A 19,960-nucleotide genomic window follows, 5' to 3' on the forward strand; every position below is an offset into this window, starting at 1 on the left:
TATACAAGAACACTCAATCGAACAATAGGAGTGGTTTGTATGGCTGCGGCAAAGGAACAACCAACACCCCTAAATTCTTTCAAAAACAAGCCTAACATCCTCATCTTTATCGTAGATCAAGAACGGTACCCTATGGTCTATGATAACGAAGAGCTGCGAGTTTGGCGTAAAAATAATCTGATCGCACAAGAGCTCCTTCGTAAGAACGCACTTGAATTCAAGCGCCATTATATCGGCAGCACCGCCTGCTCTCCCAGCAGGGCCACTTTTTTTACAGGCCAGTATCCATCACTCCATGGAGTGAGCCAGACCCCTGGCATTGCCAAGGGTGACTTTGATGCAGACACGTTCTGGCTGGACCCGAACACCGTCCCGACAATAGGCGATTACTTCAAACAGCTGGGTTATCGCACATATTTAAGAGGAAAATGGCATGTTTCGCAAGCAGACCTGATCATTCCTGGCACGAAAACTTCACTGGCGAGCTACTTCGAGAGCAATGGAATCCCCGATCCGCTGAAGGTCGATGACTATCTTGGAGCGGACCGGCTGGCGGGCTTTGGCTTTCACGGCTGGGTCGGGCCCGAGCCGACTCATAGTAATCCGTACAATTCAGGCTCATCGGCAGCATTCGGTGTGAGCGGCCGAGACCCCATCTATGCTCAGGAGTCCGTTGAGCTCATCCAGGCGCTTGATGCTGAGCGCACTATGGACCCGCAGGACACAGTGGCTCCTTGGCTTATCGTGTCATCCTTCGTCAATCCTCATGACATTAGTCTGTATGGGGAGCTGTCGCGGCTTGCTCCGCAATTTAACTTTGATGTCGATCCGACACTCCCTTACGTTCCGCCTGCTCCAACAGCGGATGAGCCGCTGGATACAAAGCCTAGAGCCCAGCGCAGTTATAAGGAAGTCTATCAGCATGCTTTCCAGCCTACCAAGGATACGTCCCACTACCGACGTCTTTATTATTCCTTGCAAAAGAAGGCGGATCAGGAAATGCTCAAAGTATTGCAGGCCCTTCAGGCATCGTCCTTCTATGAAGAGACGATCGTCATCTTCACCTCGGACCATGGAGATATGCTAGGGGCCCATGGAGGTTTGTTTCAGAAATGGTATCAGGCCTATGAGGAAACAGTCCACGTCCCCTTCCTTGTCCATAGCCCACTTCTATTTGATAAGCATTACACCGTCGAGATGCTGACAAGTCACGTGGATGTGCTGCCCACTCTGCTCGGACTCGCTGGAGCGGATGCAGCAAGCCTGCAGAAGCAGCTAAGGAACACACATAATGAAGTGCATCCTCTCGTGGGCCGCGACCTGTCCGCCCTTATTCTCGGTACTGGCGTTCCAGACCGAAGCAATGAACCTGTCTATTACATGACGGATGACGATATTACGCGCGGACTTCATCAAACGAACTTATTCGGAGTACCCTACATCTCCGTCGTTCAGCCGAATCATGTAGAGACGGTAATCGCCGTCTTGGCAAACGGGACGCGCAATGAGCTGTGGAAATATTCCCGCTACTTCGACAATCCGCAATTTTGGAGCGATCCAGGGAAAAAGGATGTGACTAAAACCTGCACTAAGCCGCATCACCCTCCAGGTATGCCCATCAACCCTGGATCCTTCACAAGCTCGAGCTGTGTTACTTTTACCAAAACATCACCTGTACATGACGAATATGAATTATACAATTTGTCCGTCGATCCATTGGAGCAGCGGAACTTGGCCATCTCTGCCTATGCTACGGACGAAAGCCGGAGGATTCAACGTATTCTCTCGGTCATGCTTGTGGAGCAATGTGCGTCCAAGCGCCTGACTCCAAGCAGTGGTCCTGTCCCCGGTATGCCCGACTGCTGAAGGATTTAAGAAGGGGCCTTCTGTAAACATGCTGCAAGCTCCCAACACGTAATCCAAGCACCCCTCCCCCTTTTCTGATATAATAGGAACAATATGTTCTGGAAGGGGACGCATTCCATTGAACGAACAAGACTGGACTCTTCTAGAGTCCATTTACGAGGAACAAAACATAACGAAAGCCGCCGAACGGCTTTTCATCTCTCAACCAGCCTTAACTTATCGTCTTCAGCAGATTGAACTGGAATTCGGCATTAAAGTGTTCACGCGAAGCGGAAAAAAGATTCAATTCACAGCGGAAGGCGAGCATCTGGTCCATTATGCCAAAAAAATGCAGTTCGAGCTGCGCAAAACAAAGGAGCAGCTTGCCAATCTGCAGGATATCGACGTCAGAGGCTCATTAAAAATCGGTGCCTCCAGTAACTTCGCCCTATATAAGCTTCCTGCGATCATGAAGCATTTTGTAGACTTGCATCCGCATGTGCAGGTAAATCTTCGTACCGGACTAAGCTCGGATATTTTTCAGCTGCTCCAGGATGACGATGTCCATCTTGCCATCATACGCGGCGATTATCACTGGATCGAGCAGAAGTTTCTTATCAACGAAGAGCCGATATGTATTATTTCCAATCACCCTATCGAAATCGATAAGCTGCCGCTGCTTCCACGAATCCATTATCAGCTCGGCGCGAAAAAGGATAAGATTAAATATAAAACGGACTCGTTTCTCAGCAAGTCCATCGAGAATTGGTGGCAGGACCGGTTCACTGTACCGCCTATTATAACGATGCAGGTAGACAGCTTCGAGACGTGCAAGGAGCTTGTTAAGCATGGCCTCGGCTATGCGATTATTCCTCGCATTTGTTTGACCGAGGATGATGAATTTCACACTATGGACTTGGTGAAACAGAACGGGGAGCTGCTGCTAAGGAAGACATGGATGATCTACCGCGAATCAGCTATGGATCTGTCCTCTGTGAACAAATTCGTTCACTACGTGCGTTCGGTGTATCAAGGGTAGTAATGTGCCTCGTGAAGGCAAGATACACCTGCGGAGGATCCGTGATCTTAGGTGTACACTGGATCGGGTGCGGATTTCTTATGCCATATGTGAATGACCAGCCTGATTTAACGCGGTTTTCCAGCGTTATAGCCGCTGACTGCTCAGCTTCTTGGCCTTTAGCGCTTTTTTTCGGCACTAAGCTGGCGCCGGACACACCAGTAGGCTTATTCGGCTCATTTAACGCGGTTTATCGGCGTTAATGCAGCTTCAAGCGAAGATTCACAGACCTTAGCGCTGTTTTTCAGCACTAAAGCTTAGCCTCCGCAGCTCCACCTGTAACCCTATAAACCAACAAAAGACCGAAGAAACGATGCTCCTGTGAGCCGTTCCTTCGGTCTTCTTTTGCAAATTTAGCTGGACGCCGCGATCCGGCTGCCCGCTGTTTCTTTATTCCTCGCAAATTCATCCTTCACCTGTCTTAACAGCTCAGGCTGTGTGATCAGGTCATAGGCCGTTGCGGCAACGGTTTTAGCAGCTGTGACGATGGCCGCATGGCCCTCCGGACTCGTGCCCGCTTGGACCCATTCCTTCGTGTGGCTCGATGTCCCGAACGGTACGAACCACACGCGGACGCAGGCTCCCGGAACCCGATACGTCACGGTGCTGAAATCAGTCGATCCCGTATTGATACGAGGCGGCGTAATATTGCTCGCACCGGCCTCTGCTGCGTTATCCAGCATGATGCGGTTCAAGCTGTCCACGTTGATCTTATTATCGAGCAGCTTGAGCTCGTTGATGGTCAGCTCGGCGCCAGTCGCCAGAGCAGCTCCGCGGGCCACATTGTACACCCGCTCGACCACCGTGTCGAGATATGGACGATCCGCTGCGCGGATGTAGAACTGGGCTGTCGCCCGGTCCGGCACTACGTTGGCGGCCTTGCCTCCATCAGTGATAACGCCGTGGATGCGCACATCCGTGCGCACATGCTCCCGCAAGTATTCGATGCCATTGAACGTCATCAGCACCGCATCCAAGGCACTAATACCCTGCTCAGGCGCTACAGCCGCATGAGCCGACTTGCCTTGGAATATAAAGTCCACCATATTCAATGCCAGCGATTTGCCGTCTACCGTCGTGCGGTCGCCTCCGTGCATCATTAAAGCGACATCCAGGTCGTCGAAGAGTCCCTCTTTGGCCATGGGCAGCTTGGCGCTGGTTGTTTCCTCCGCCGGAGTACCATAGACCCGGATGGTAGCAGGCGCATCGCCCATATGCTTGGACAGGGCAACCGCTGCACCCACAATCGACGGCCCTTGCAGATTATGTCCACAGGCGTGGCCAAGACCTTCCAACGCATCATATTCACATAGCAGGCCGATAATTGGGCCTCCCGGTTTATTTTCATAAGTTGCGATAAATGCCGTTGCCAGACCGAGAATCGGGGTCTCAATAATGAACCCATTCTCCCTCAAGGTGCGCATTAATAGCTCCGACGCCTTGAATTCTACGTTCCCTAGTTCTGGGTTATCATGTATGAAATCATTCATCGAAATCATTGTTTCACGAAAAGATTCGACCTCTTCATAAAGGGCTTGCTTTCCTGTTTGTGCCATGCTCTCTACCTCCTGCATTTCTACCCTGTATAGCCTGTATAGCTTTGTATTACCGGTAGAGGTGTTTATTTTGCAGCCAATTGCTAAATCACATCGGCTGCTTCCACACTATTGTCATCCATCATCCTATGGGAGCTGCCATAAATGCCTAGCTTCGTGAATTCAATAAACTGTACGGGACGCCTCATGGGGTCGATATTCACGAACAGGCTGACGCTCATCGTGATGTCCCGACCGACCAACGTGAAATGAACCCTTCTTCTAATGAGGCATCTCGAACGTACCCTACATCCATAACCAATTATTTATATAAATGACAAGCAACATAGTGACCGTCGATATTGTGCATCGCAGGCCGCTCCGTACGGCAAATGTCCATGCATGCGCTGCATCTCGGATGGAATGTGCAGCCCTGCGGCGGATTAGCCGGGCTTGGCACATCGCCCTGCAGCACGATTCTCTCCCGTTTCTCCAACGGATTAGGGCTCGGTACCGCGGACAGCAGCGCCTGTGTGTAAGGATGTAGCGGATTCGCATACAGCTCATTTTTATCTGCAAGCTCTACCATTCTACCCAAATACATGACGCCCACCCGGTCGCTGATATGCTTCACTACGCTCAAGTCATGAGCGATGAACAGATAGGTGAGCTGGAACTGCTCCTGCAGATCCTGCATCAGGTTAATGACCTGAGATTGGATGGATACATCAAGTGCGGATACCGGTTCGTCAGCCACAATTAACTTCGGATTGAGGGCCAAGGCCCGAGCTATCCCGATCCGCTGACGCTGTCCGCCGCTGAACTCATGCGCATAGCGCTTGGCATGATAGCTGTTCAAACCAACCACATTCAGCAGCTCGTCGATCCGCTTTTCTTTTTCCTTGCCTTGGTACAGCTGGTGAATCTCCAACGGCTCGGCGATAATATCGCCTACGGTGAGCCGGGGATCAAGTGATGCGTACGGGTCCTGAAAAATAATCTGCAGATCACGGCGATGCTTGCGAAGCTCGCTCGGCTTCATCCCAACCAAATTCGTCCCCTCATAAATGACTTCCCCCGAGGTCGGCTCCAGCAGTTGGAGCAGGGTTCTGCCTGTGGTAGACTTGCCGCAGCCGCTCTCGCCTACAAGACCGAGCGTCTCGCCTTTATATAGAGTAAAGCTGACGCCGTCAACGGCCTTGACATGGTTCACAGTCCGGCCAAGCAGCCCTTTTTTGATCGGAAAATATTTCGTAAGGTTCTTAACCTCAATAAGCGGCTTTTTCATGTGCTGCTCCCTCCTTATCGGACTGATAGAGCCAGCAGCAGCTGAAATGCCCCTCTTCAACCTGAATCAGCTCAGGCACGCTGACCCTGCATTGGTCCGTAGCAAAATCGCAACGCGGAGCAAATGTACAGCCGCCGCGTAAGCTGCCCGGAATAGGTACGTTGCCGCGAATGGAGTACAATCGCTTCTCCTCGGAATCCAGACGCGGAACGGATTTCATCAAGCCCTGCGTATACGGATGCAGCGGCTTGGTGAACAAGGTAACGACATCCGCTTCCTCGACCACTTTGCCTGCATACATGACGATTACCCGGTCACACATTTCCGCCACGACGCCCAAGTCATGAGTAATCATCATAATAGCGGTGTTATGCTTCGCTTTCAGATCACGCATCAGATCGAGGATCTGAGCCTGAATCGTCACGTCCAGAGCCGTCGTTGGTTCATCGGCAATAAGCAGCTTAGGGTTGCACGCCATCGCCATGGCGATCATCACACGCTGCCTCATACCACCGGACAATTGATGCGGATATTCATCCACGATCTGCTCCGGACGCGGAATGCCAACCAGCTTGAGCATATCTACCGCTTTTGCTTTGGCTGCTTTTCGATCCAGCTTTTGATGAATTTCTACCGCTTCGCCGATCTGTTGACCGACGGTAAATACCGGGTTGAGCGACGTCATCGGCTCCTGAAAAATCATCGCCATCTCATTGCCACGAATTTCGCGCATTTGCTGCTCGTTCATTGCCAGCAAATCTTTGCCGTCAAAGGTAATAGAGCCTTCGACGATCTTCCCCGGGGTCAGCCGCATCGCTGTAAGCGAGGTTACGCTTTTGCCGCAGCCCGATTCGCCAACGATGCCTACTGTTTCCCCTTCATGTATCGTAATATCAACCCCGTCTACCGCGGGAACGACGCCTTCTTCGGTGTAAAAATAAGTTTTGAGCCCTTTAATTTCAAACAATGTGCTCTTCAATGCTCTCCCTCCCCGTTTGCGGATGCAGGTCTTTGTTATTCATTACAGCTTCATCTTCGGATCCAGCGCATCCCGCAAGCCGTCTCCCAGCATGTTAAAGCCTAGCACCATGAACATGATCGCCAAACCGGGCACCGTGCTCACGTGCGGGGCGGTACGCAAATATTCTCTTCCTGAGCTGAGCATAGCGCCCCATTCCGGTGTCGGAGGCTGCGCCCCCATCCCGAGGAAGCTCAGTCCCGATGCGGTCAAAATCGCCGTAGCCATCCGCAGCGTGGACAACACGATAATCGGCGCAATACTGTTCGGTATAATATGTTTGAAAATGATGCGGGCATTCGTCCCGCCCATCGCTTTGGTCGCTTCTACAAATTCCTTGTGCTTAATGGAGATAACGGCGCTTCGGGAAATCCGTGCGAATGTCGGTACGGAGAATATCCCGATGGCGATCATCACATTCACCATGCCCGGTCCGAGCACGCTCACGATAGCGAGAGCCAACAGAAAGCTTGGAAACGCCATGAAAATATCCATAATTCTCATGATCGCCGAATCCAGCCAGCCACCGAAATAGCCGGCTACCGTACCCAAGGCTACGCCGAAAATAACGGCGATGAACACCCCTACGATCCCGATCATTAACGAGATTTGCGCTCCGTAAATAATACGGGACAACAAGTCCCGGCCAAATTCATCCGTTCCGAACCAGTGGTGGGAGCTTGGACTTTCCAGCATAACCTGCATATCTTGTTTAAAAGGGTCGTATGGAGCTATCCAAGGCGCGAACAAGGCGACCACGATAAAAATAACGACCATGCCGAGCCCGACTAAAGCACGCTTATTTTTCTTAAACCGGCTGAGCATCATTTTCCATGGGGAACGATACGTGTAGGACGCTTCCGGTGCTTTTTCTTCTAACGGTTGAATCGCAGCTTTTGCCTGCATCTGATTAAGCTCCTTTCTAGGAAGTCTGCTTATAGAGGATGTTTTAAAAACTCACTTTACTAGGAAGTTATAGACCGAATTGCAGTAGCAGCTCGACTTGAAATCACGCATTCAAGCGAGTTTTTAAAACCTTCTCGTTTACTCGTATTTCACTCTAGGATCAATAAGCCCGTAGGACAGGTCGACAATTAAGTTCACGATAACGAAAATCGCCGCAACGAACAGGACACTGCCTTGGATGGCAGGATAGTCACGGAATTGAATCGATTGGATAATAAACCGTCCGAGCCCATTCATCGAAAATACCGTTTCCGTTAAAACCGCTCCGCCCAGCAAATGACCGAATTCCAAGCCGACAATCGTAACGACGGGAATCAATGCATTTTTCAGAGCATGCTTATAAACAACAAATTTCTCCTTAACCCCTTTGGCACGAGCCGTACGGACAAAATCTTGGTTGATGACTTCCAGCATGCTTGAGCGGGTCAACCGAGCCAGGATGGCCGAAGACGATAAGCCAAGCGCGAGTGAAGGAAGGATGAAATATTTGAAGCTGTCGTTGCCTCCGGACGGCAGTAAATGTAAATAATAGGAAAATATTAAAATCAGCATAATACCCAGCCAAAATACCGGCATCGAAATCCCGAACAATGAGATCATCATCGTCGTGTTGTCTACCGTGCTGTTAGGCTTGGTGGCGGAGACGATCCCTGCGAACAGTCCAATGACCACCATAATGACAACGGCCATTACCGTCAGCATGATGGTTGTAGGAAAACGCGTCATAATCTCCTCTACCACTGGACGGCTGGAACGAAGCGACGTACCCAAATCTCCCTTGAGCAAGTTGCCTACATACGTACCGTATTGCACATACAAAGGCTGATCCAGACCAAGACGCTCACGGATGGCTTGCACATCCTGCTCCGAAGCCTCGTGACCCGCAATCATTTGCGCCGGATCACCGGGAACCGCATGGATAAGAATGAAAGCTATAATAGATACGCCAATAAGCGTCGGGATCATTTGCAGCACACGTTTGACTATATAACTAACCACTTGGCGCCTCCTGACTAAGATAACCCCACAAAGTGATGCCTTGGCTTCGATGCTAATTCAGGTACTTTGCGGGGAACCCCAAAATGTATACTTTCTATCATGTTTAGAAAGGGGATGGACACGCCATCCCCTGCCTTGTAATTATTTTTTTACAGCGTGACGCAGATCGACCAACTCAGTATTCAAGCTCACTACGCCTTCAACGTTTTTACGTACGCCGACAGGCTGCTTCATTTCCATCAAGAAAATCCATGGAGCTTGCTCTTTGATGTTCTTCAATGCATCGGCATAGATTTTTTTGCGCTCATCCGCATTGACGGTTTTCATACCTTTATCCAACAGCTCATCGATCTTAGGATCGGACAACAGCGTGTAGTTGTTCGCGCCTTTTGTTTGGAACAATGGTCTTAAGCCTGCATCCGCATCATTGCTCGGTACGGCCCAGCTCACTAGGAACAAGTCAAAGCCGGATTTCGGGTCACGGTAAGCTTGGGTATAAGCGCCCCATTCCCATTTACGGAATTCCACTTTAAAGCCGATAGCTTCCAGATTGGCTTGAACGAACTCGGCAATTTGACGGTCCATCAAGTAGCGGCCTTCCGGAGTCCAGAGCTTGATGGTCGTACCCGGCTGAACGCCAGCTTCCGCCAACAGCTTTTTCGCTTTTTCCGGATCGTAAGGATAAGCCCCAGCAGGAGAGTAGCCCCAAGTCAGCTCAGAGATCGCAGCTTGTGATACTTGCGCTTGACCCAGCAAAATTTTCTTAACAATGGTATCTTTATCGACGGCATAGTTAAGCGCTTGACGTACTTTTACATCTTGGAACGGCGCTTTTTGCGTATTCATACCGATATACAGGTTCCGGTTGCTCGGGTATACGGTTACATTGACTTTATCGTTGCCTTTAAGACGCTCGATATCGGTCGCAGGCACAGGTGCGATAACATCAGCCTCACCAGTTTCCAGCATCAGAGCACGCGCAGCGTTTTCTTTAATCGGCTTGATTGTAATAGATTTCAGCTTCGGCTTCTCGCCCCAATATTCATTATTCGGAACCAGCACAAGCTTGTCGCCGGATACCCAATCCTTCAATTGATAAGGACCAGAGCCTACAGGCTGCTTGTTAAAGTTTTTGCCTTTATCCTGTACGCCCTTAATGCTTACAATCGCACCGGATGGATGAGCAAAGGTAGACAATGCAGGAGCGTAAGGGAATTTCAGATCGAAAGACACCTGATATTCACTGTCTGCCGCTACTTTATCTACGAATTCGGCAAACAACGAATAGCGCGCCAGCTTGTTGTCTTTGTTCAAAATGCGCTCGAAGCTTGCTTTGACCGCTTCCGCATTGACCGGAGTCCCATCTTGGAACTTCGCACCCTGCTGCAGCTTGAACGTCATTTTCTTGCCGTCGTCCGACGTCGTCCATTCTTTAGCCAGCTGCGGTACCAGCTTCATGTCTTTATCAAAAGTAACCAGTTTATCATAAATTAACTCCGTAGCATCGTATGAGATGCCGTCTGTTGCATCCTGTGGATCCAGACTCACTGGCTCGGAACCTAGTGCAAGCACCAAATCTTTGGGTTCTGAGCTTCCTCCTGATGCGGCCTGCTCGGTCTTCCCGCCGCTACAGGCGGATAAAATAAGCAGTAGTGACGCCATGATGACTAAAGATACCTTCTTCATTAAACGAACTCCCCCTTTGTCTGTTCTAACCTGCTAGATACTGCTCTAATGCTCGCCATACCGTTCGATACAGCAAAAGATAGCGCTATCTTTTTGATGCCTGTTGGGGTACATATGTCCTTGAGAGACGCTGTAACCTATTATCCTTGGGCTTTATTCTACCAGCGCGTTCATCCTATTGTACAATTTATAAATTTTATTGTTATCTTCAAATAATTCTATGATGGACGTTTTCCGCATACGGCAAATAGGCAGAGCAGCCGCTCTGCCTTTGCGTTTTTGACGTCTACTTGGGGTGAAATAACCCCTGCTTTACAATAGCGTCTGCCAGCTCTGCGTCTTTCATGATGATGTCCATATCGGGTATTTTGACAATAAACCGGCGTTTGTCCGCATCATAGAATACCGCTCCGATCGGATGAATCTCGTACAGCGGCACTTGATCGGAAGGTATTTTTTTCATTTGCTGAATGACAGAGAATACCTCTCCCCAAAAGGGTAAGTCCGCATCCTGTCTGCATTCGCTTATCGATTGCTTCAGCTGCTCGCTGAGCGTTTCTCTGCTGACTGACAATACCATCTCTTCCTTCTCGCTTAATGGATTCATTCCACTCCTGTTAAGGACGGGCCTGAAGGTCAAAAGCTTCTGCAAGCAGTCGGTACGACCGCAGCTTGGCTTCAAAATCATAGGTGATCGTAACAACCATCAGCTCCTCGGTTCGATACTGCTCAGCCAAAAGCAGCAGTTTCGCCTTCACCTGCCCAGGCGTGCCTACAATCATCCGCTTCCGGTTATCCTCGATCCGATTCAGATCATAAGGAGTATACGGATAACGCTGCGCTTTTTCTACGGAAGGCGTGCCTATCACGGAGCTGCGCCCTTTCTCAAACAGCAGCAGTCTTAAATCCAGGCTGGAAGCCGTCTTGTTGGCTTCCTCTTCCGTTTCCGCACAAATCACGAAGACCGCTAGCAGCGATTTCGGCTTATCTCCGAGCACGGACGGTAGAAACTGACGCTGGTAGCCCCGCATTTCGTCTGCCCCGCCATAGCCATTTATAAATTGCGCGAATGAGAACCCTGCCCCGTATTTGGCGGCCAATCGGGCACTCTCCCCGCTCGAGCCGAGAAGCCACAGCTCGGGCGATGTATCCACAACTGGCGTAGCACGCAAGCCAGCGTGAGCATGCGTATCCGGAAGCGAATCATGAAGATAGTCGATCAAATCCTTGATTTGCTCCGGATATTTATCCAATGCGGAGGCCTTGCCCTCCTGAAGCGCTCTGGTCGAGAGAGGCATTCCTCCCGGCGCTCGCCCGATTCCAAGGTCGATCCGACCAGGATACAACGCTTCCAGCAAACGAAAATTTTCCGCAATCTTGTAAGCACTGTAATGTGGCAGCATGACCCCGCCCGAGCCGATACGGATTGTTGAAGTCCGGGCCGCTAAATGGCTGATGAGCACTTCGGGGCTAGAGCCAGCCAGGCTCATCGTAGAATGATGCTCCGATACCCAAAACCGGGTATACCCGAGCCTCTCCGTCTCCTGTGCCAGCCTCCCCGTGAGGGCCAAAGCTTCGGAAGCATTGCTGTCCTCCGCAATGGGAGACTGGTCCAATACGCTTAACCGCACTAATTTCCCTCCTTCGATATTAAGCTAGTCTTCGATTAAACTGCGTACAGCTTTGTCATTATTTCCGATATTTTCTTTTATAGTATACAATAAAAGTAGCTTTTGAAAGACGAATAACCGCTGTAATCCGATGGGATATTCTTACAGACTACTTAACAAACCGGAGGCATGAATATGATACGACTCGCTCAACCGACGGACGCTCCTGCAGCCGTAAGATTAATACACCAGGCGATCAAAGATATTGGATATCAATTAATGGGAGCAGAAACAGAGCAAGAAGTGCTGGAACGATTAACTCACTTTTTTCAAACAGAGGGAAATCGGTTTAGCTTTACTAATCTATTGGTAAAAGTGGTGGACAGCGAAGTGGCCGGTATGATTTTGTGCTACCACGGCTCACAAGCCGAAAAGATAGACAGCCCGATTCTCGAGCAGCTGCGTCTCATTAAGAACGATCCGAGCCTGACTCTGGATAAGGAAGCCGATGAAGATGAATATTATATCGACGCTCTTGCCGTGTTCCCTGAATGGGGAGGGCGCGGCTTTGGAACAGAGCTGATTGGCGCAGCAGAAGAGCACGGACGGCAGCTCGGCTACAATAAGATAGCCTTGAACGTCGAGCAATATAACGAGAAAGCTTGCGCTTTATATAAGAAGTTGGGCTACTCTGCGGATAAGGAAACAGAGATTAACAAGCATACTTATTTTCATATGATTAAACAGCTTTAAGCCCGTTCACCTAGAACTAGATTTCGGAGATCCAACGTCAAGAAACCCGTTCCCTGAATGCTTGGGAACGGGTTTCTTGCGTGACATAATGAAGACTCTTCATTTACCCTCCATTATAAAAGGCAGCGTCCGACCTACGATTCTTCCGTCATCTGATGCACAATTTGCTCCAAAGTCACCTTACTAAGTTCATCCTCCATAGCCTTCTGCGCTTGCGAGAACGTCATCTCCAGAGCTCCTTGAATATTGCGGCCTACCGCACATTGAGGATTAGGATTCTCATGCACCGAGAACAACTCCTCCTGATGATCGGCTTGAACGGCACGATACACTTCCAGCAAAGTAATCTGATCCATCGGCCGCGCTAATACTGCACCCGCTACGCCCGGATTCGTGATAACAAGCCCTGCTTTATTCAGCATGCTCATAATTCGCCTAATGACCACAGGGTTCGTATTCACGCTGCCAGCAATATAATCGGACGTGTTCCGTCCATCCTTGTTGATTTCCAGTAAAGATAATATGTGTATAGCAACAGCAAATCGGCTGCTTATAGTCATCTGGCCTCACCTCTTCTATGTTTCAATAAACCGCCAGGGCTTCATGCTCTGGTATATGTATTTTATCATATGTTGCGTTATTCTTTAACCTGTAATTATTGTTGTTACATTTATTAATCTCACTCCCTCCATTTCTCCGTTCCATACAAACTCCCATAACGAATTTCAAGCTGCATTAGTTTACACCTACTCCATTTTAAGCATATTTTCAGTTGACTGACTTCTTCCACTGTTTTACAATTTGAATTAGTCGCCTAAATAATAAAAAGGAGGGTACGCCTTGCATCCCAACCCATCAGAGTCTCTTACTCATATGATGTCCCACGTGATGAGGCTTCACCGGCATACCCTTCATCTGCTGCTTCAGGAGCAAGGAATCGAAGTGTATCCAGGGCAACCTCCTCTTTTGTTCCGTCTCTCGGAAGAAGACGGACAAAGCCAGAAGGAGCTTGCCAAAAAGCTGCGCATCCAACCTGCTACCCTAACGGTGATGCTAACCCGCATGGAGAAGACCGGGCTTGTAAAGCGCAAACCGGATGAGCGAGATCAACGCATCTCCAGAGTGTTCTTGACAGAGCAAGGAAAGCAAGCGATCCAAGCAGTTAAAGAAACGATGCAGTCCTTGGAGGTCAGCTCGTTTGAAGATTTCACCACGGAAGAGAAGCTGCTGCTCCGCCGCTTTCTGCTGCATCTGCAAGATAACTTGAAAAAGATGGAGAAAAACGTTTAGTCGACAAAATATTAGTGAGGTGCAAATTTGTGTGGAAATTATTTCGGTATTTAAAGCCTTACTGGAAATCGGCCTTATTAGCTCCACTCTTAATGCTCGTTGAGGTGTACATGGACTTGCTCCAGCCGAAGCTGATGGCGAGCATCGTGAACGAAGGCATCATGCAAAAAGACCTGCTTCACATTCAAAAAACAGGCGCTCTCATGATCGGCTTCACCCTCATCGGACTTATAGGAGGATTGGGTTGTACGCTGTTCTCCAGCCTTGCATCCCAGAACTTCGGAGCCGATGTACGAAAAGAGCTGTTTCAAAAAGTGCAATCGTTTTCTTTTCGCAACCTGGACCAATTTAAAGCTGGCTCGCTTGTGACTCGGCTCACGAATGATGTGGTTCAAATGCAAAACTTGGTGCAGATGACGATGCGTATTTTGGTTAGAGCCCCTTTCTTGGCCATCGGTAGCTTAATCATGGCAGTCACCATCAGCTATCGCTTGGCCGCTATTTTGGCGGTTGTTATTCCGATTTTATTCTTGGTGCTATATTTGCTGATCCGCTTCGCCTTTCCTCTGTTTTCCAAGGTGCAGAGCAAGCTCGATTCCGTAAACAATGTCCTGCAGGAAAACTTGGCGGGCATTCGGGTTGTCAAAGCGTTTGTCCGTTCCGATTACGAGAACAAAAGATTCCGTTCCGTCAACAACGATTACACTGAAATAGCGATGAAGGCTACCCGGATCGTCGCTTTGAATATGCCCGTCATGACTCTGATCTTGAACGCAAGCATCGTAGCCGTTCTATGGTATGGAGGCAATCTTACTTGGGAGGGCTCGCTTCCCGTCGGCGATTTAATCGCTTTTGTCAACTATGTTACTCAGGTGCTGTTCTCGCTTTTGATGGTTGGCATGATGCTGATGTTCGTCTCGCGGGCCAAAGCTTCGGCAGACCGCATTAACGAGGTGATGGAGGTTCAATCCGAAATTACGGACGACGGCCATACCGTAAGCCGGACTGTTAGAGCGGGTGAGGTTACGTTCGAGCACGTATCGTTCGCTTACAATGGTGAAGATTCGACTCACAAGGATTCCTTCTCCGAGCAAAAGGATCTTGTGCTCAAGGACATCCATTTTAGGGCAGAGCCTGGGCAGACTGTGGCGATTCTCGGAGCAACGGGCTCCGGCAAATCATCGCTGGTGAACTTGATCCCCCGGCTATACGACACAACAAAGGGGAATGTACTGATTGACGGCATCGACATCCGCCAAATGTCGCTGGATCACCTTCGCAACCAAGTCGGCATGGTGCTTCAACAGGCTATCCTGTTTACAGGGACGATTCGGGACAACATTCGTTTCGGCAGACCGGATGCATCGCAGGAGGAGGTTGAAGCAGCAGCAAAGGCGGCTCAAGCACATGATTTCATTATGAGTATGCCGGAAGGCTATGATACCGAGCTGGGACAGAGAGGCGTCAACCTGTCAGGCGGGCAAAAGCAGCGGATCTCCATTGCGCGCGCACTGCTGGTACGGCCATCGATTCTCATCCTGGACGACAGCACCAGTGCCGTTGACCTCGGCACCGAATCCCGGATCCAGGCGGCGATCAAGTCGTTGATGCGTGAAAGCACCTGCTTTGTCATCGCCCAACGCATTTCATCTGTTCTTGAAGCAGATAAAATCCTCGTGCTTGAAGAAGGACGAATCGTGGCCGAGGGCACGCATCAGCAACTGATCCAGACCAGTCCCGAGTACCAGGACATTTACAACTCCCAGTTAGGAAAGGGGGCCGTTGCACATGGCTGAACTGAACCGCAGCGAGCGGCAAGAACATAATAGCGGCGCAATGAGACCGATGGGCCATCCTATGGGTATGGGAGGTCCTATGGGCGGAGGTCCAGGCGGACCAAGGGGAATGATGGCCAAGGTACGTCCCAAAAACACTAAAGCCACTCTACATAGAATGTGGCAATACTTAAGCCGGCAGCGAGTTGGATTGATTTCCGTGTTCATTCTGACCGCGCTCAGCTCCGGTTTGGCGTTAATAGGTCCTTATTTGATCGGAATGTCGATCGACGAATATATTATTCCACGCAATTACAGCGGCCTGATCTGGCTGTGTGCGGCTCTTCTCGGAGTGTATGTATTCAGCGCTGTCATGTCCTGGATTCAGGCTTATGTCATGACTGGAGTATCCCAACGTACAGTACGGGAGCTGCGTGAAGATATGTTCAGGAAGATTCAGAAGCTGCCACTCCAGTTTTTCGACAGCAAAACCCACGGTGAACTGATGAGCCGGACCACCAACGATATCGAGAACGTGTCCAACACGTTAAATCAGAGCGTTACGCAGCTCATTTCCAGTGTCATCACGGTGGTCGGTGCCTTGATTTTCATGCTGAAGCTGAATGTTTGGCTGACCCTGCTCAGTCTGATCACCATCCCGCTGGTCATGTTCATCACTGGAAAAATCTCTAAGAATACCCGCAACTATTTCTCCGGACAGCAAAAATATCTCGGGGAAATCAACGGGTTTATCGAGGAAACGATTTCCGGGCAGAAGGTCGTTAAATCATTCCGCCGGGAAGAAAAAGCGATCCAGGACTTTAACGTCATCAATGGAAAGCTTCGGGCCGCGGGGTCCAAAGCGCAAATTTTCAGTGGAATGATCGGCCCCATCATGAACGTACTTAACAATATTAGCTTTGCTTTAATGGCTGCGGTAGGCGGATGGATGGCGCTTAACGATATGACGACAATCGGAATTATCGTAAGCTTCCTGAACTATTCCAAACAGTTCGGCAGACCTATTAATGAGTTGGCCAACCAATTCAATATGATTCAATCCGGCGTTGCCGGCGCTGAACGAGTGTTTGAGATTATGGATACCAAGACCGAATACGAGGAGCCGTCGAGCCGCAAAGAGCTGCAGCACGTCAAGGGCGAGGTTATCCTGGATGATGTGTCATTCCGTTACAAAGAGGATGTACCTGTCCTAAAGCATGTGTCGCTGACCGCAAAGCCGGGTGACACAATAGCTCTGGTAGGCCCTACTGGAGCAGGCAAAACGACGATTATCAATCTTCTTACCCGCTTCTATGATATTCAAGAGGGGACAATTACGATAGACGGCGAGCCGATCAGGAATCTCGACAAGGACCATCTGCGTCAGCAGCTTGGCATCGTGCTGCAGGATGCTTACCTATTCGCTGACACGATACGTGAGAACATCCGTTACGGGAAATTGGATGCCACCAACGAAGAGATTGAATCAGCGGCTAAGCTGGCGAATGCCGATACCTTCATACGGAAGCTGCCGCAAGGCTATGATACCATACTCTCGGCAGAAGGCAGCAACCTGAGTCAAGGACAGCGGCAGCTCATTACGATTGCAAGAGCCATACTTGCCGATCCGGCCATTCTGATCCTAGACGAAGCGACCAGCAGCGTCGATACCCGCACCGAAATGCACATTCAAGAAGCTATGAATTCCTTGATGAAGGGGCGCACCAGCTTCGTGATTGCTCATAGGTTAAGTACGATTCGCGAGGCCGACCAAATTCTCGTCATCAACGGAGGCGAAATTATCGAAAGAGGTACACATCAGCAATTATTGGATCAGAAGGGCTTCTACCACGACCTGTACAACAGCCAATTTAAGCGGGTGGGCTAAAACCTACTCTGCATATAGGGCGGCAGCGAAAGTCAAAGATAATGCCCAATGATTCCGTTTTCACAACGATACTAAAGCCAAAATCGACTTTAAACCCGTTTAGCCGCATTTTACATTCAATGCTCTTCGGCGTATGATACGGTTCAATAACCTCATATGCTTTACATAATCGCTTAATTTCCCTAAGGGAAAACGGGGGAACCATCGGAATCATCCATCCGTGTGTTAATTGGGGGATGCTTTCTCGGGGTGAATCCTGGACTTTTCGTTAAAGTCCGGGTAGGGCTCTCTCAAGCCCGAATCCGACAGCTAACCTCGTCAGCGCTTTGAGAGAATGCTAAAGTTTCGTGCTGCCGCATGGCGGGTAAAGATCCCCTGTGGCTCCAAAGCCCACGAATAGAGTCTCTCTATTCGGGGCTTTTTCAATATCAAGCACCTCTGCTTGATTGTGACTTGAACAAAAAGGAGTGTATTTCGTTTATGCCCCAGTCCACCGAAATCGAAGTAGATCTGCAGCTTTCTCAGATCATAGGTTCCCAAATCGTATCCATTGAACTGTTCCAGCTTGATCGGCTCGCACACCAAATGATTCAAGGTCCCTCCAATGCCCAAGATACCGCCGCTTGTCTGCTGAAAGTCTCTAGCACCGGGCGAAATGGCTGGGGACTGTGTGGGATGCCTGTTGAAGAGCCACGGTTTGATTTTATAAAATGGGTTTCCGTTTTCGGCAAATTAAAGGGTGCTTCCGTGACAGATGCAATTCAATTTGTTCAGCAGCATCATTCGGAATGGGGGACACAAAGATATACGATAGGCAGAGCTTCACTTACCGAGCTGGCCTCTCAATGTCAAAGTGGCTGCTTCCTCTCTCGGCAGAGTGAAATATGTAATGGGCTCGAACGCTCCTTTTTGATCGATCATTCCGATCGTTATTTTTCCTTTCTATGAACTAAGCATTCCTATTGAATATCCGCAATCCTAAATATAGAAGCAAGACTAAGACATCGGGTTATATGCCTGATGTCTTTTTTTGTATTTGGCGACTAGGCTTCCCACCAGGTGATATTGGCGCTCGACGTAATGGTTAAGCCAACAGATGAGCTGGATGATGTGACACTCACAGTTAACGAGCTGCCTGGGGGGACGATAATAGAGCCGACATAGTCTTGGGCAAATACTCCGGGCGCCATCTGAATCGTTGTAAATGTTGTTCCACCCGTCGGTGCAGAAGTAGAGGATTGTGCGGTCATAACACTAGTGCTGCTGCTATTGAAGTTGTTATTAGTAGGGGTCAAGGTAGTGGGAGATGTTAAGGTGCCGCCGCTTAAAAAAGTAGAACTTCCGGAAAGTGCGGATAACAAAGAGGAGCCGCCGATACTAATTCCGATTCGGGAAACGTAGACGGTTTTACCGCTTGCTGCCGGATTCGTGATTTTTAGCGTAATAACCGCCGAGATGAGGCTAAGAACGACTAACGCTGAAGCGGATCCGGTAATCGAAAATAAGCTGCCTGCCTTGCTCGCTCCGCTTTCCGGCGGAGAGACGATACCCGGGGCTTGATAGGTATTGACGGACTCGGTAAATACCGGGTTATTGAGAGTGTTAAACACATTTTTGTTCGGCATAGGGTACTCCCCCCTCCTCTTCTCTTTAGTATTCCCACCAGCTAACTACAGCAGATGCCGTTGCTGCGCCCAGCCCTACAGAAATCGTCAATGAGTTCCCGGTCGGAACAATAATACTTCCTGTGAACGATAGACTAAACGGCCCTGAAGGCAAAATCAGCATTAAAAATGATACCGGACTTCCCGTTACCGTTCCGGCAGCACCTCTCGCTGTCATGACGCTTGTATTGGAGCTGCCGAAATTAAGATTAAGGGGTGTAACTGCTGATCCGGTGACCGTTCCGTTCTTCTGCAGCGTAGCCGTAGCACCAGCAATAGAAGAGCTCCCGTATACACGGGAAACATACATGGTTTTACCGCTCCCTACCGGATTGGTTACTTGTAATATTAAATTTTGCGCGGACGTAATACTTGACGAGAAATTGGCTATATACAAAGATCCCGCCATACTGGCGCTTCCTTCCGGCGAGCCATCAACACCCGGAAATGTATACGGATTAACCTGCTCAATATAAAGCGGGTTGGTCGTCTGATCAAAAACATAATAGTTCGGCATAATTCCGTACCTCCACTACATCATTTTCGACTCATTCCTTCACTACCC

At 49.5% G+C, this 19,960-nt stretch carries 20 protein-coding genes and 1 riboswitch; of the genes, 8 read left to right on the forward strand and 12 right to left on the reverse strand.

Going from position 1 to position 19,960, the window contains the following annotated elements; genetic code table 11:
- Positions 1-39 precede the first annotated feature (39 nt).
- From QMA13_RS35235 to QMA13_RS35245, 3 genes are all read left to right on the forward strand, one after another.
- Complete coding sequence (locus QMA13_RS35235) at positions 40-1,866, forward strand: sulfatase family protein (protein ID WP_282938396.1); 1,827 nt, start codon at positions 40-42, stop codon at positions 1,864-1,866.
- Between the two features lie 118 nt (positions 1,867-1,984).
- Positions 1,985-2,884 (forward strand): LysR family transcriptional regulator, encoded by a 900-nt coding sequence (locus QMA13_RS35240; RefSeq protein ID WP_282938397.1) that lies wholly within the window; start codon positions 1,985-1,987, stop codon positions 2,882-2,884.
- Between the two features lie 41 nt (positions 2,885-2,925).
- Complete coding sequence (locus QMA13_RS35245) at positions 2,926-3,126, forward strand: hypothetical protein (RefSeq protein WP_282938398.1); 201 nt, start codon at positions 2,926-2,928, stop codon at positions 3,124-3,126.
- A 150-nt stretch (positions 3,127-3,276) separates the two neighbouring features.
- Here the strand turns inward: QMA13_RS35245 and QMA13_RS35250 are convergent, their stop codons facing one another.
- From QMA13_RS35250 to QMA13_RS35290, 9 genes are all read right to left on the reverse strand, one after another.
- On the reverse strand, positions 3,277-4,479 hold the full coding sequence (locus QMA13_RS35250; RefSeq protein WP_282938399.1) for a M20 family metallopeptidase: 1,203 nt from the start codon (positions 4,477-4,479) through the stop codon (positions 3,277-3,279).
- A gap of 83 nt (positions 4,480-4,562) precedes the next feature.
- Entirely contained in the window at positions 4,563-4,700 is a 138-nt protein-coding gene (locus tag QMA13_RS35255) for a hypothetical protein (RefSeq protein WP_282938400.1), read from the reverse strand.
- An 80-nt stretch (positions 4,701-4,780) separates the two neighbouring features.
- Positions 4,781-5,746 (reverse strand): ABC transporter ATP-binding protein, encoded by a 966-nt coding sequence (locus QMA13_RS35260; RefSeq protein WP_282938401.1) that lies wholly within the window; start codon positions 5,744-5,746, stop codon positions 4,781-4,783.
- On the reverse strand, positions 5,727-6,725 hold the full coding sequence (locus QMA13_RS35265) for an ABC transporter ATP-binding protein (protein ID WP_282938403.1): 999 nt from the start codon (positions 6,723-6,725) through the stop codon (positions 5,727-5,729). Before QMA13_RS35265 ends, QMA13_RS35260 begins: the two co-directional genes overlap by 20 nt.
- A 42-nt stretch (positions 6,726-6,767) precedes the next feature.
- Entirely contained in the window at positions 6,768-7,670 is a 903-nt protein-coding gene (gene nikC, locus QMA13_RS35270; RefSeq protein ID WP_282938405.1) for a nickel transporter permease, read from the reverse strand.
- 138 nt (positions 7,671-7,808) lie between these two features.
- The gene (gene nikB, locus QMA13_RS35275) at positions 7,809-8,729 is read right to left on the reverse strand and encodes a nickel ABC transporter permease (protein WP_282938406.1); all 921 of its coding nucleotides are present in this window, start codon (positions 8,727-8,729) and stop codon (positions 7,809-7,811) included.
- 141 nt (positions 8,730-8,870) lie between these two features.
- On the reverse strand, positions 8,871-10,415 hold the full coding sequence (locus tag QMA13_RS35280) for a glutathione ABC transporter substrate-binding protein (RefSeq protein ID WP_282938407.1): 1,545 nt from the start codon (positions 10,413-10,415) through the stop codon (positions 8,871-8,873).
- A gap of 286 nt (positions 10,416-10,701) precedes the next feature.
- The gene (locus QMA13_RS35285; RefSeq protein ID WP_282938409.1) at positions 10,702-11,022 is read right to left on the reverse strand and encodes a hypothetical protein; all 321 of its coding nucleotides are present in this window, start codon (positions 11,020-11,022) and stop codon (positions 10,702-10,704) included.
- Positions 11,023-11,032: 10 nt separating this feature from the next.
- Entirely contained in the window at positions 11,033-12,064 is a 1,032-nt protein-coding gene (locus QMA13_RS35290) for an LLM class flavin-dependent oxidoreductase (protein WP_282943694.1), read from the reverse strand.
- Positions 12,065-12,220: 156 nt separating this feature from the next.
- On the opposite strand from QMA13_RS35290, the gene QMA13_RS35295 reads away from it, so the two are divergent.
- Positions 12,221-12,778: a GNAT family N-acetyltransferase gene (locus tag QMA13_RS35295; RefSeq protein ID WP_282938411.1), complete on the forward strand. Its 558-nt coding sequence runs from the start codon at positions 12,221-12,223 to the stop codon at positions 12,776-12,778.
- Between the two features lie 134 nt (positions 12,779-12,912).
- Here QMA13_RS35295 and QMA13_RS35300 read toward each other — a convergent pair whose 3' ends face one another.
- Complete coding sequence (locus QMA13_RS35300) at positions 12,913-13,338, reverse strand: Rrf2 family transcriptional regulator (protein ID WP_282938413.1); 426 nt, start codon at positions 13,336-13,338, stop codon at positions 12,913-12,915.
- Between the two features lie 313 nt (positions 13,339-13,651).
- Between QMA13_RS35300 and QMA13_RS35305 the strand changes: the two genes are divergently transcribed.
- From QMA13_RS35305 to QMA13_RS35320, 4 genes are all read left to right on the forward strand, one after another.
- On the forward strand, positions 13,652-14,068 hold the full coding sequence (locus QMA13_RS35305) for a MarR family transcriptional regulator (protein WP_481858267.1): 417 nt from the start codon (positions 13,652-13,654) through the stop codon (positions 14,066-14,068).
- A 29-nt stretch (positions 14,069-14,097) separates the two neighbouring features.
- Positions 14,098-15,864, forward strand: coding sequence for an ABC transporter ATP-binding protein (locus tag QMA13_RS35310; RefSeq protein WP_282938415.1), 1,767 nt, complete (start codon positions 14,098-14,100; stop codon positions 15,862-15,864).
- Complete coding sequence (locus tag QMA13_RS35315; protein WP_481858080.1) at positions 15,857-17,731, forward strand: ABC transporter ATP-binding protein; 1,875 nt, start codon at positions 15,857-15,859, stop codon at positions 17,729-17,731. Before QMA13_RS35310 ends, QMA13_RS35315 begins: the two co-directional genes overlap by 8 nt.
- A gap of 160 nt (positions 17,732-17,891) precedes the next feature.
- Positions 17,892-18,069, forward strand: a riboswitch (cyclic di-AMP (ydaO/yuaA leader).
- Positions 18,070-18,211: 142 nt separating this feature from the next.
- Positions 18,212-18,679, forward strand: a complete 468-nt coding sequence (locus QMA13_RS35320; protein ID WP_282938417.1) for a hypothetical protein — start codon at positions 18,212-18,214, stop codon at positions 18,677-18,679.
- Between the two features lie 95 nt (positions 18,680-18,774).
- Here the strand turns inward: QMA13_RS35320 and QMA13_RS35325 are convergent, their stop codons facing one another.
- Together QMA13_RS35325 and QMA13_RS35330 are read right to left on the reverse strand one after the other, a co-directional pair.
- Positions 18,775-19,356, reverse strand: coding sequence for a hypothetical protein (locus QMA13_RS35325; protein WP_282938418.1), 582 nt, complete (start codon positions 19,354-19,356; stop codon positions 18,775-18,777).
- 25 nt (positions 19,357-19,381) lie between these two features.
- A complete protein-coding gene (locus QMA13_RS35330) occupies positions 19,382-19,912 on the reverse strand; it encodes a hypothetical protein (protein ID WP_282938419.1) in 531 nt (176 codons plus the stop codon).
- Positions 19,913-19,960 lie beyond the last annotated feature (48 nt).

Source organism: Paenibacillus sp. RC67, assembly GCF_030020805.1.
In the GTDB taxonomy this organism is placed as follows: Bacteria; Bacillota; Bacilli; order Paenibacillales; family NBRC-103111; genus Paenibacillus_S.

Coding starts and splice junctions, on each gene's coding strand:
- QMA13_RS35255 (WP_282938400.1), bottom strand. CDS start 4,700: ATGAGCGTCAGCCTGTTCGTGAATATCGACCCCATGAGGCGTCCCGTA.
- QMA13_RS35325 (WP_282938418.1), bottom strand. CDS start 19,356: ATGCCGAACAAAAATGTGTTTAACACTCTCAATAACCCGGTATTTACC.
- QMA13_RS35320 (WP_282938417.1), top strand. CDS start 18,212: ATGCCCCAGTCCACCGAAATCGAAGTAGATCTGCAGCTTTCTCAGATC.
- QMA13_RS35280 (WP_282938407.1), bottom strand. CDS start 10,415: ATGAAGAAGGTATCTTTAGTCATCATGGCGTCACTACTGCTTATTTTA.
- QMA13_RS35315 (WP_481858080.1), top strand. CDS start 15,857: ATGGCTGAACTGAACCGCAGCGAGCGGCAAGAACATAATAGCGGCGCA.
- QMA13_RS35300 (WP_282938413.1), bottom strand. CDS start 13,338: ATGACTATAAGCAGCCGATTTGCTGTTGCTATACACATATTATCTTTA.
- QMA13_RS35305 (WP_481858267.1), top strand. CDS start 13,652: ATGATGTCCCACGTGATGAGGCTTCACCGGCATACCCTTCATCTGCTG.
- QMA13_RS35250 (WP_282938399.1), bottom strand. CDS start 4,479: ATGGCACAAACAGGAAAGCAAGCCCTTTATGAAGAGGTCGAATCTTTT.
- QMA13_RS35330 (WP_282938419.1), bottom strand. CDS start 19,912: ATGCCGAACTATTATGTTTTTGATCAGACGACCAACCCGCTTTATATT.
- QMA13_RS35285 (WP_282938409.1), bottom strand. CDS start 11,022: ATGAATCCATTAAGCGAGAAGGAAGAGATGGTATTGTCAGTCAGCAGA.
- QMA13_RS35235 (WP_282938396.1), top strand. CDS start 40: ATGGCTGCGGCAAAGGAACAACCAACACCCCTAAATTCTTTCAAAAAC.
- nikC (WP_282938405.1), bottom strand. CDS start 7,670: ATGCAGGCAAAAGCTGCGATTCAACCGTTAGAAGAAAAAGCACCGGAA.
- QMA13_RS35295 (WP_282938411.1), top strand. CDS start 12,221: ATGATACGACTCGCTCAACCGACGGACGCTCCTGCAGCCGTAAGATTA.
- QMA13_RS35260 (WP_282938401.1), bottom strand. CDS start 5,746: ATGAAAAAGCCGCTTATTGAGGTTAAGAACCTTACGAAATATTTTCCG.